This is a genomic window from Streptomyces sp. NPDC051243, from assembly GCF_044455405.1.
GTDB lineage: Bacteria > Actinomycetota > Actinomycetes > Streptomycetales > Streptomycetaceae > Streptomyces.
In genome coordinates this window covers 107512-119279 of sequence record NZ_JBITES010000005.1, presented here as the reverse complement: position 1 = coordinate 119279, position 11768 = coordinate 107512, and the positions used below count along the sequence as shown (strand labels likewise).

The 11768-nt window shown below is 70.5% G+C and carries 6 protein-coding genes; 5 read left to right on the top strand and 1 reads right to left on the bottom strand.

The features are described 5' to 3' along the window. The first annotated feature begins 175 nt into the window (after positions 1-175). The 5 genes from ACIBAG_RS14320 to ACIBAG_RS14300 all read left to right on the top strand — a co-directional run bounded on the left by ACIBAG_RS14320 (position 176) and on the right by ACIBAG_RS14300 (position 9704). Positions 176-2422: a hypothetical protein gene (locus ACIBAG_RS14320; RefSeq protein ID WP_399104696.1), complete on the top strand. Its 2247-nt coding sequence runs from the start codon at positions 176-178 to the stop codon at positions 2420-2422. Between the two features lie 177 nt (positions 2423-2599). Then, positions 2600-2899, top strand: coding sequence for a hypothetical protein (locus ACIBAG_RS14315; RefSeq protein WP_399104694.1), 300 nt, complete (start codon positions 2600-2602; stop codon positions 2897-2899). Positions 2900-3171: 272 nt separating this feature from the next. Further along, entirely contained in the window at positions 3172-3741 is a 570-nt protein-coding gene (locus ACIBAG_RS14310) for a sigma-70 family RNA polymerase sigma factor (protein ID WP_126397557.1), read from the top strand. After that, positions 3738-5009 (top strand): hypothetical protein, encoded by a 1272-nt coding sequence (locus ACIBAG_RS14305; protein ID WP_399104692.1) that lies wholly within the window; start codon positions 3738-3740, stop codon positions 5007-5009. The genes ACIBAG_RS14310 and ACIBAG_RS14305 overlap by 4 nt, the downstream gene beginning before the upstream one ends. A gap of 111 nt (positions 5010-5120) precedes the next feature. Beyond that, the gene (locus ACIBAG_RS14300; protein ID WP_399104690.1) at positions 5121-9704 is read left to right on the top strand and encodes an FtsK/SpoIIIE domain-containing protein; all 4584 of its coding nucleotides are present in this window, start codon (positions 5121-5123) and stop codon (positions 9702-9704) included. On the opposite strand, the gene ACIBAG_RS14295 is transcribed toward ACIBAG_RS14300, so the two are convergent. Continuing rightward, the gene (locus ACIBAG_RS14295) at positions 9670-11634 is read right to left on the bottom strand and encodes a collagenase (RefSeq protein ID WP_399104688.1); all 1965 of its coding nucleotides are present in this window, start codon (positions 11632-11634) and stop codon (positions 9670-9672) included. The two genes, ACIBAG_RS14300 and ACIBAG_RS14295, sit on opposite strands and share 35 nt — an antisense overlap. Between the last annotated feature and the right edge of the window lie 134 nt (positions 11635-11768).

Here is an 11768-nt window from a genome sequence, read left to right as displayed (position 1 = left end):
TCAATGAAGTGACCGAAACCACATACCTGCTGGTCAGTAAGGTTCCGGCGGAAATTCTTTTGAACCTTTCGGGTCCGTCTCTGCGTCTACAGGTCGGACACGATGCCACCGTTTGTTCGGTATCACGAACATTCCTGGCCCTCGGCCCGAACACCGGAAGAAAGGACGGAATTACGTGACCCGCGTATCGATCGACTACGATCTGATGTACGTCCTCGCCCGCCAGATCTGGCATCTCCGGGATGAAATGGATATCCCCGCGGGTGTGAAGCACAGTTTCGAAGCCGGTGACATCGGGCCCCGCCAGGAGACGGCGGAGGAACTGGCGAACTTCTCCACCGCCTGGAAGAAGGCGTTCACCGAGGGCTGGCAGGTCATGACGGACCTCGGCAACCTCCTCGACGAGATCGGGAAGGCCTTCTACGACTCCGACGCACAGACGGCGGCCGGCGCCGCGTCGATGGCGGCGGCCTACCAGCGGCAGAACGTCAAGGCGGCGAACGACGCATACAAGCAGCGGCAGGACGCCCTCTACAAACAGGCCGAGGCCGCGAACGTGGAGCGGCGGCACAGACCCGGGCAGCTCTACCTGGAGCGACAGCAGCAGGAGTTGGAGAAGAAGCGGGCGGCTCTGCAGAAGGAGCAGGACGCCCAGGCGAAGCGCCAGGAGGACCTCACCAAGCAGCAGGAGGAGCTCCAGAAGCGGCAGGAGCCCTTGCGGCAGCGCCAGGACGAACTCACCCAGCGGCAACAGGAGCTGTGGCGGCGACAGAAGGCCGAGCGCGCGGAGCAGGAAGCGGCATTCGCGGCGAAGCAGGACGCCCTGAACAAGGAATCCGAAGCCCTGCAGAAGGAGCAGGAGCCGCTGCGGCAGCGCCAGGACGAACTGCAGCGCAAGCAGCAGGAGTTGTGGAAGGAGGAGTCGGACCAGCGCCATGCGCAGGAGGCTCTCTATATGGCGCAGCAGGCGAGCCTCCAGCAGCAGCAGGACGCCTACGACGCCAAGAGCAACACGCTGACCGCGAGGCAGAAGGAGCTCTGGAAGGAACGGGACGCCCTGCTGCGCAAGAAGGGCGTCACACAGGGCGAACTCGACGCCTGGCAGCGCAAGCAGGACGCCCTGTTGGCCGAACAGGACGCACTGTCGAAGCAGGAGGGCGAGCCCCTCCAGCAGAAGTGGGACGACCTGGAGAAGCTGCGGGCCGACCAGGACAAGGCGCTCGAACCCTTCCAGGCGCGGCAGGAGGCCCTGGACAAGGAGCGGGCGGCGCTCACGAAGGAGCAGGAACCTCTCGGCAAGCAGGCGGAGGAGTTGCAGCGCAAGCAGCAGGACCTCTCGAAGGAACAGAACGCCGCGCGCCAGACCCTGGAAGGCAAGCAGGCGAAGGAGCAGAACGACCTGAACCTGGAGCGGGACTCCCTGCGGAAGGAACAGGACGCCTTCACCCCGGAATGGGGCGAGCTGGACAAGAAGCAGCACGACCTGTGGAAGGACCAGGCCGCGACCGAAGAGGCGCAGAAACAGCTCGACAAGGACGAGGAACCGCTGCGGCAGCGGGCCGAGGAGATACAGAAGGCCTACGCCAAGGAGCAGGAAGAGGTGGCGAAGAAGCCGGCCTGGACCCCGGAGAGCGGCGAACCCAACCCGCTGCACATGAACCGCGAACTCGGCCCGGACGGCCCGGCGGAGACCCCTCCGCCCGCCGTACCCACCACCTACGAGCGGGACGACGACAACGGCCACACGAAGATCGAGTACAAGCTGAACGCCAACGGTGAGATCGAGGTCGACAAGAACGGCAACCCGGTCGAGACGACGACGACGATCACCAACAAGAACGGGCTGTCGTACACCGAGACATACCGAGCACTTCCCCGCGAGGGCGATTCCGTGACGACCACCCACCGCTCCGACGGCACGGTCACCAAGGTGTACGTGGACGCGCATCCCGAAGACGGCTCAGGGGAAGCGATGCGCTACGTCACCGACGGCAACGGCGTCCCGCTCCAGACGTGGCGCAAGACGCCGGACGGCGAGTGGACTCTGGGCTGGGACAAAAACAGTGATCCCGCAGGCGAGGAGAACGTCCCGCACGGCGCGGGCAGGCCGCCCGCGTACCTGACGGTCGAGAAGCCGCTCGTCGACGGCGCAGGCCGCCCGGCCGACGACTCCTTCTCCCCCCCGATGGACATCAAACTGCCGAACGGCAACGTCCGGACGGACTACATGCGCGAGGACGGCTCCGAGCTCAGGGTCGTCACGACGGACACCACACGCTACGTCGCCGACGCGAACAACGAGATCCAAGAGGTCTGGTACAAGAACCGGAGCGGGACCTGGTATCTGAAGGAATCCAGCACCCAGCACACCCGCTACGGCGACGAACCCCCACTCGGGACGCTCGGAGAGAACTGGCAGTGACCGTCCCGCGGACGGACGTGCCTCCCATTGCCCGGCTTCCCACCCCATGACTCCCTGCGGGCGCCCACCCCCTGGCGCCCGCAGGGTCCCCACGGCCCGTATCCGCGGGCCCGGCAGTTCCCTCACCCAGGCGCACATCCGGTCGAGACCGGGCGCACCGCAACAGAAGGAGGCCCCATGGCCAAGACTCACGTCGACGAAGAGCAGGTCAACGCCACAGCCGCCAAGCTCAACAACGCCGTCAGCTCCACGCTGGTCCCCCAGCTGTCGGATCTCCAGAGGGAGGTCGAGGCGCTGCTCGGCGACGGCCTGGTACTGGCGCAGACCAGCCCGAAGCTGCGCGAGTCCTACGCAAACTTCAACACGTCGGTGACCCAGGCGGTGAACAACATCACCGAGTTCGCCAAGCAGTTCCAGCAGATCGCCAGCTCCGTGCGCGACCTGGACAGCCAGATCGCCGGCGGCATCCCCGCCTGATATCCAACAAGTGATATCGAATCGGGGCGAATGGGACACAGTTCCCATTCGCCCTGATCGTATTCGCAGGTTAAAGGTCACGTTCATCTAAAGGGGGTTGAAGCTCACGGAAACGCTCATAGACTCGCCGCCACAAAGGGAGTTACCGCTTCCGCTTGTGGCGGCGGTGTCACCTGAACTCACGTATTTCACTCCGCTCAGCACTCGCCGCGCCCGCGGCGCCCGAACAGACCGGCTCATGACACGGACGCCGGTTCCGGGGGAGGCACCACATGAGTACGTCCACCACCTGCCACGATGCCGAGAGCTCGCACAGACGCGGCGGGAGCGCTCCCACGAGCGACGCGTCCTTCCGTGAGCTCTACGAACGGCACCACGGGCCTCTGCTGCGCTACGTCTCCCGCCTGATGGGCGGCGATCGGCAGCGCGCCGAGGACTTCGTCCAGGAGACCCTGCTGCGCGCCTGGCTGAGCAGCGCGGACCAGCCCCCGGACTGGTCGCCCTGCCGGACCTGGCTGTTCCGTGTGGCGCACAACCTGGTGGTGGACTGGACACGACGCGAGCAGGTCCGCCCCGAGTACCACCAGGAGCTGCTGGAGTCGCACGCCGAGCCCGTCGACCCGATCGGCCAGGTGGTGCACCGCCGCTTCCTCGTGCACGCCCTCTCCCGCCTGTCCCTGCCGCACCGCGAGGTGCTCTTCTACGTCTACGTGCTGGGCTGGACCGGCCCGGATGCCGCGGACGCCCTGTCCATCCCGCCGGGCACGGTCAAGTCCCGCACGCATCACGCAATACGGGAGCTGCGCCGCCGCCATCCCGAGGGTGCGCTGGTGGCCGCATGACCCGGATACCGACCCAGAGCCACCTGATCTCGCTGGCCAAGCCCGACTCGTCCTTGGTGACGACGGTGATCGTCATCGTCGCCGTACTCCTGCTGCTGTTCCTGCTGCTGCGGCACGTGGTGCGCAAGCGGGGCGGCTGGCGGCGGTTCCGACGGAGCGTCGCCCGCGAACTCGCCCTGACCGGGCGGGCGTTCGGCGAGCCGCTGCGCGCCTTCCGGCGCCACCGCCGCGGGGTACGGGCGCTCTCCCGCCACCTGTGCGATCCGCGGTCCGGCCTGCTCGTACGCCGGCTGCTGGACGCGGCCGCAGCGGCGCTCGGCGATGTGCCCGGAGCCTTCGCCTACGCTCTGCGGACGGAACCCGGCTGGGCCGCCGTCCAGATCGCGGCCCGCGGACTGTCCGACCCGCCCGCTCCGTGGGAGGTCGCCGACGGGCTCGGCACGCAGGCCTGGAGTCTGAGCCTGGACGACGAGGAGTCGCTGCCGGACGCCGCGCCCCGCGTCGGCGCGCGGGTGCGGCCACTGCCCGTCGCCGTCGGCATGGCGGACGACCTGTGCGTGCACCTCGACCTGGCCGCCGGACCCCGGATGATCACCGTCGAGGGCGATGCCGCCACCCGGTTCCGCCTGCTCCAGGCACTCGCCGCGCAGCTGGACCGGCCGGGCAGCGGAGCCTCGGTCACCGTCACGGACGGCGTCCACCCGCACTACCACGGGGAGCCGCTCGACTCGGTGCTGCGGCGACTGGAGGACACGCCCGCCGCGACGACGGAGGAGGAGGCCGTCGCCGCCACGATCACGGTCGTGGTCTGCGCCTCCCCCACCCTGGAACAGGCCCGGCGGCTGAGCGCGCTCGCCGCCACCGGCACCGTCGTCTGTCTCGCCGACGGCCCGGCGGCCGGGCACAGTTGGGCGCTGCGCGTGAGCGGCCGCGGCCGGGTCACCGCCCCGGAACTCGACCTGTGCGCGGACTCGGCCCCGCTGGGCAGGGCGGTCGCCGCGGCTGTCCGGGCGGACCGGCGCCGCGCACGCCGAGCGCCGGCGCGGCAGTGGCCGATCGAGTCGGCCGTCGAGCCGCGTACGGAACCGGAGCAGCAGGCGACCGAGACGGCCGCGCTGCCGGACACATGTGAACTGTCCGAGCTCGTCGGGGAATCCAGGCACCCGGCCACCGCACCGGCCCGGACCATCGCCGGTTCCGACCTCCTGTCCGAACCGGCCACCGCCCGGTCCCGTTCCGCCGAGGCGTCGTCCACCGGCGGGGAGTGACCCGCCCGCCAGGCTCCGCCGCAGTCCGCAGTCCGCAGTCCGCAGTCCGCAGTCCGCAGTCCGCCACCACTGCCCCTTGCTCGCCCCGCGAACCACCCCTGAAGGGGAGAGATGAAACTCCTCATCACCACCGTCGTCGACGGCGATCCCGCAAGCCGTCAGGACGTCGTACTGAGCGCCGATGCCGCCACCCCGGTGCGCGACATCGCCGAGCACCTGGCGCGATTGCGCGCCGACGACCCGGCATCGACGCCGGACCAGGCGCCCGTCTGCTACCTGGGCGACGACCCGCTGTCCCCCGGAGCTCCCTTGGCCGCGACGCCCGTGATGGACGGCAGCGTCATCGGCCTCGGCGCGCCCGTCCCCCGGGCCTGCGCGGAGTACGGACCCCAGCGCTTCGCCATGCCGCAACCTCAGCGGGTGGACCACTCGCCGGTGGTGGAACTCCAGGTGGTGGGCGGTCCGGACGCGGGGCGGGTGTACGCGCTCGGCGTCGGCACCCACGGCATCGGCCCGCTGGTGGGCTCCGCCGTACCGCTTCAGGGCCGCGGCCTGCCGTCCGAGGGCATACGGATCTCCGTACGCCCGGACGGATCCGCCATCGTCGAGCTGCCGCAGGACGCCGGCGCGCGTCTGTCCGTGCCGGAGCCTCCGGAGCACCGGGGCAGGCCGAACGTCGAGCTGCTCCCCCTGTCGGAGCAGGACGAGGCGGACGCGGAGGACGAGTCGGAGGAGGTCACCGAGACGGCCGCCCTCCCCGACGGCTGGGAGCCCTGGCCGCTCGGCGGTGACCTCGCCCTCGGCGAGTATCTGCTGCGGCTGACCGAGCCGACGCAACGGGACGCCGCGGTGGTGCCGTCCGAGGGCGGCGGCGGGCTGGACTACAACCGGCCGCCGCGCATCCTGCCGCACCTCGAACCGGAGCGCTTCCGCCTCCCTGGACCACCCGAGCCGCCCAGCCGCAGGCCCATCCCGTTCATGGTGGCGTTCGCCCCCATGTTCATGGGCCTCGGCATGGTGCTCATCTGGCATTCGTACTACTACCTGCTCTTCATGTTCATGTCGCCGATGCTGATGGCGGCGAACCACGTCAGCGGCCGGCGCACGGCGCGCAAGGACTTCGAGGAGAAGTCCCGCACCTACCGGCTGCGCCGGGCCTCGCTGGAGGAGGACGTCCGGCAGAAGGTCGTCACCGAGCAGCGGGTGCGCACCGAGAGCGCGCCCGACCCGGCGATGGCCGGTCTGTGGGGCGTGGGCCCCGGCCGCCGGCTGTGGGAGCGCCGGCGCGGCGACCCCGACCACCTGGCCCTGCGCATCGGTACCGCGAGCCAGCCGTCCCTGCTCGGCATCGACGACACGGCGCGCGAGGACAACCACACCGCCGTGCACTGGACCATCCCGGACGCCCCCGTCAGCGTCGACCTCCAACACTGCGGAGTGGTGGGGCTGGCCGGTGAGACCGGCCCGGTGCAGGCGCTGGCCCGCTGGATGACCGCCCAGGCCGCCGTTCTGCACACACCGCGCGACCTGCGGATCGTCGTCCTCACCGACAAGGCGTCCGAGGAGTCCTGGGACTGGGCCCGCTGGCTGCCGCACTCCCGGGACGGTCTGCCCGGATCCCGCGGCGGCGCCGTCACCCTCATCGGCAACGACCCGGAGACGGTCGCCAACCGGATCGCCGAGCTGGTGTCCACTCTGCGCACCCGGCAGCGGGCCGCGGAGTCGACCATGAGCAAGGCGCTGCTCAGCGAACCGGACGTGCTGGTCGTGATGGACGGCGCCCGGCGGCTGCGTGACGTTCCCGGTGTCGTGTCCATCCTCAAGGAGGGCCCGGCCGTACGGATCTTCCCGCTCTGTCTGGACCACGAGGAGCGGCTCCTGCCGGAGGAGTGCACCGCGGTGGTCCGATACGAGAACCACCGGCTCACCCTGCGCCGCACCGGCCTGCCCGCCATCCCGGACATCCGCCCGGACCTGGTCCAACCTGCCTGGTGCGAGCGCTTGGCGCGGGGCATCGCCCCGATCCACGACGTCACTCCGGACGCCTCGGAGGGTCTGCCCGACCGGGTCGGCCTGCTCGATCTGCTGGGTCTGCCGGAACCGAGCGGTGAGACAGTCGCGGCATGCTGGGCCGGGCGCCCCGCGTCCACCGAGGTGCTGCTCGGCGCCGGCTACGACGGTCCGGCCGCCTTCGACCTGGTGAAGGACGGACCGCACGGCCTCGTCGCGGGCACCACCGGATCCGGCAAGTCGGAACTGCTCCAGACCCTCGTGGCCTCGCTCGCCGCCGTCAACCGGCCCGACGAACTGACCTTCGTCCTGGTCGACTACAAGGGCGGCAGCGCCTTCAAGGACTGCGTACGGCTGCCGCACACCCTCGGCATGGTGACCGACCTCGACAGCCACCTCGTCCAGCGGGCGCTGACCTCGCTGTCGGCCGAACTGGTGCGCCGGGAGCACATCCTGGCCGCCGCCGGGGCCAAGGACCTCCCCGAGTACCAGAGCATGCGCCGCCGGGAACCCGGGCTCGCACCGGTGCCCCGGCTCGTCATCGTCATCGACGAGTTCGCCACCCTATACCGGGAGATCCCGGACTTCATCCCGGGCCTGGTGAGCATCGCCCAGCGCGGCCGGTCCCTGGGCATCCATCTGATCCTCGCCACCCAGCGTCCGGCCGGTGTGGTCAACGCCGACATCCGCGCCAACACCAACCTGCGGATCGCTCTGCGGGTGACCGACGCCACCGAGAGCCAGGACGTCATCGACACCAAGGACGCCGTCAGCATCTCCCCGAGCACCCCCGGCCGGGCTCTGGCCCGCCTCGGGCACGGGACGGTCGTACCGTTCCAGACCGCGTATTCCGGGGCCGTCCGGCCGGGAGCGGCTCCCGTCCCGCAGCCGCAGCCGGCGACCGAGGCCGGGGCACCCCGGATATGGGGCACCGAACTGCCGTGGCAGCGCCTCGGCCGTGCGGTCGGTGTGCCGTGTGCCGAAGCCGAGCCCACCGCCTCCGCCGGGGACGATGGCTCCCCCACCGACCTCAACGCGCTGGTGGACGCGCTGCGCGAGGCGGCGGAACTCGCCGAGTGCGCCTCACAGCCCAGCCCGTGGCTGCCCCCGCTCGGCCACTCCGTGCTGGTCGACGACCTGCCGCAGCCCGAGCCGACCGGCGACGCCCGTCCGGCCCCGGTGGCCTGGGCCCTGTCGGACCTGCCCGGCGCCCAGGCGCAGGAACCGGTGCTGCTGGACCTCGCCGCCTTCAGCCACCTGTACGTCATCGGCATCCCGCGCTCGGGCCGTTCGCAGGTGCTGCGGACCATGGCCGGCGCGCTGGCCCGCACCCACACCGCCGCGGATGTGCATCTGTACGGCATCGACTTCGCGGGCGGCGCGCTGTCGGCCCTGGGTGTGCTGCCGCACTGCGGCGCGGTCGTGCCGCGCGGCGACACCGAGCGGCTGGAGCGACTGCTCACCCGGCTCGACGCGGAACTGCACGGCCGTCAAGAGCTGCTGACGCGGCATCACGCGGCGAATCTGTCGGAGCTCCGCGAGATCGTTGCCGCCTCTTCCCGTCCGGCGCACGTGCTGCTGTTCATCGACGGCTGGGACGCGCTGGTCGACCTCGTCGCCGAGCACAACGGCGGTCGGCAGATGGACCAGTTGAACCGTCTGCTCAGGGAGGGCGCCGCCTCGGGTCTGCATGTGGTGGCGACGTCCGAGCGGGCCCTGCTGGCCGGGCGGGCCACCGCGCTCAACGACAACAAGCTGCTGCTGCGCCTCAACGACCGCACCGACTACCACGTCGTCGGGAAGCGCCCCCGCGAGCTGCCCGACGTGATCAGGCCCGGACAGGGCTGGACCTCCGACGGGACCGAGATCCAGGTGGCGTTGCTCGCCCCCGGGGCCACCGGGCAGGAGCAGGCGGAGGCGCTGCGTGCCATCGGCGCCGAGGCGACCGGCCGCGATGCCGGGCTGCCCGCCGCCCGGCTCCCCGTGCGGATCGGCACCCTTCCGGCGAAGGTGGAGTTCACGGCGGCGTACGAGAAAGTGCCCGAGGAACTGCGCCGGCCCCTGTGGGGCCTGCTGGGGCTGGGCGGCGACGACGTCGCACCGGTCGGGGTGGACTTCGCGGGCTCCTCGCCGACGTTCGTGGTCGCCGGGCCGCCCGGCTCGGGCCGCAGCACCACGCTGGCGAGCCTGGCGGTGTCCCTGCTGGCCTCCGGCACCCGGCTCGTCGTCCTCACACCGCGGGAGTCGCCGCTGCGTGCGCTGAACGGTCATCCGGGCGTGCGACTGCTGACCTCGGCGTCCCCCACGGCACAGGAGCTCGCCGCCGCGGTGGGCAGCGGCGGCGAGCCCCGCGTGGTGATCGTCGACGACGCCGATCTGCTGATCATGCCGGCGATCGACCAGGATCTGCGCACTCTGGTCGAGTCCGGCCGGGACCGCGGTATCGGCGTGGCCGCCGGTGTCACCGGGGAGACGATGGCGGGCGCCATGGGCTGGCTCAGTGCCCTCAAGCGGCACCGCCGGGGCATGCTCCTCGACCCCCAGAGCGTGATGGAGGGCGACCTCCTGGGCGTGCGCCTGACCCACGCTCAGCTGCGCAACCGCATGCCGGGCCGAGGTCTGACCGTCGACCAGCGTTCCGGAGAGCTGATCAGCGTGCAGATCCCCGAGACGACTCTCGACTGACGGCTGCCGGTGCGCCGCAGGCGCCGGCGGCGCAAGCCGTCAGCCACTCGTCGAAGTCCGCGTCGTAGCGGGTGCCGATGTCGGTGGCGTAGGCGGCGTAACCGCCTGCATAGTCGCCCATGCGGAAGCGGGCGAGCATGCGCTGGATGTCGGCCGGGTGCTTCTCGAACATGTAGCGGACAGCGAGGTAGCCCCACGCGTAGGTGCGGGTCACGTCACTGTTGGCGTAGGTGTTCTGGAACAGCGTGCTCAGCCGGTAGGTGTGCTTGCCGGCTTCCGTGACCGCCTGGTCGTAGGTGATGCGGCGGTAGCCGTAGGAGACGTACTCGGCCACGCCCTCGATCCACCACACGTCCGGCACCGACGTCTGCTGGGCGAAGTCGCCCTTCATGTTGTGGACGGCGTCGAGGTAGTGCATGTACTCGTGGTTGAGGTTCCAGATCCTGGCGGCGTGCCCGGTGTCCTGGCTCTTCTGGTACATGACCGCGAAAGGCTTGTTGGCGGGGTCCGTCGGGTCGTCGATCACGGTCATGCCGCCGTTGTCCGTACTGATGCCGAAGATCGCCCCGGCGTACGTCCGATAGTCCTGGGCGCTGGCGAAGACGGCGAGGTCGAGGGTCGACAGGTACTGGCCCGGGATGGGTCCGTCGTCCTTGACGAGGGCGTGGACGTAGGCGTCCTGGCCCAGCAGGCTGGCACACGCCGCGGCGAGGTCGGACGAGGTGAGCGACTGGGCCCGGATGGTGCGGGTGGCGTCGCAGGAGTGGGTGATCGGCAGGGCCGCGCGCGTGAGTTGGCCGGTCAGGTCGCAGACGCCGTAGTAGGCGCAGTTGGCGCCGTCGTAGGAGTCGGCCTGTGTCGCCACGGCCACCCAGAGGCCGGCCGTGGGTCCGGTGATGCGGGACGAGTCCAGGAGGTGTTTGACCTGCGGGCGGACCGTGGGCCGCAGCGCCTGGTGTTCGACGTAACGGGCCAGGTTCATCCCGGCGTTGGAGGTGAGGTAGGCGCGGTCGGTGCCGAGCAGGTCCAGGTGGGCCAGTGCGAAGGTGCGCAGGGTCCGGGCGATGGACGGGTCGGCGGTGACCGCCTTGACGTAGTCGGGGTTCCAGTTGCCGCGCCACAGCGGGGTGTAGACGGAATTGACGGCGGCGAGCATGCTGCGGATGCCGTCGTAGGAGCTGTTGTAGCCCTGCAGCGTCCGCTGGTAGACCCGGAGGTAGCGGGCCTGCTGGTCGGCGCTGTCGGTCAGGATGAAGATCTCGCCCAGCACATCGCCGTTCGCGGCGGTGACGTCTCTGGAGCGCGGGCGGGCGAAGAAGGTGTCGAGGCCGCCGATGGTGTTGCGGGCCAGGGACGCACCGTACGGGCCCACGTCGTCCGGGTTGTTGAACTGTACGTAGTAGCCGGCCCGCAGGAACAGCACGAGTTGCAGGACCCGGGACGAGTTGTCGCCCGCGTAGCTCCGGGCCGTGCTCGTGAACGCCTTCGCGACGGTGACCATCTGGGACTCGCGGAAGACGGCGCGGGCGTCCGGACCCGTCACCGAGAACAGGGTGTTGACGCATTCGGTGGTCGACGCCTTCACGAACGCCACGAGTGCGGCGCCGGTCCGCCCGCCGAAGTCGCCCGGCGTGCACGACTTCGGCTTGGCTGCGCCCCTCGTGGGCGGTGGGTCCTGGGCCGGCGTCGGTGTGAGGGGCGGGAGCCGGTCCGGGGTCAGGGCCTGCTTCTGAACGGCGGTCCGGGCGGAGTCCTCGGTGAGTGAGGCGGTCGGCGGTGGGGGCGTCCTGTGGGGTGCGGTCGCGGAGGGCGTGACGCCCCGGTCGGCCGGGGGTGCGGCGAACACGGGCGTCGACAGGAGGCCGGGGAGTGTGGCGCAGACGGCGAGTGCGCCGAGCATGCGTCTGGGCAGCACTGAGCGGTAGCGCATCGGGGTTCCTCCAGGGAGTTTGATGCGCCTCGGAATGGGGGCTGAGGCGTGTGAGGCACTGTCTCAGCGCCCGCCCACGTCAACAATGGCGTGTGACATAGCACATGGCACGGTCGGGCCATAACACCCGACGT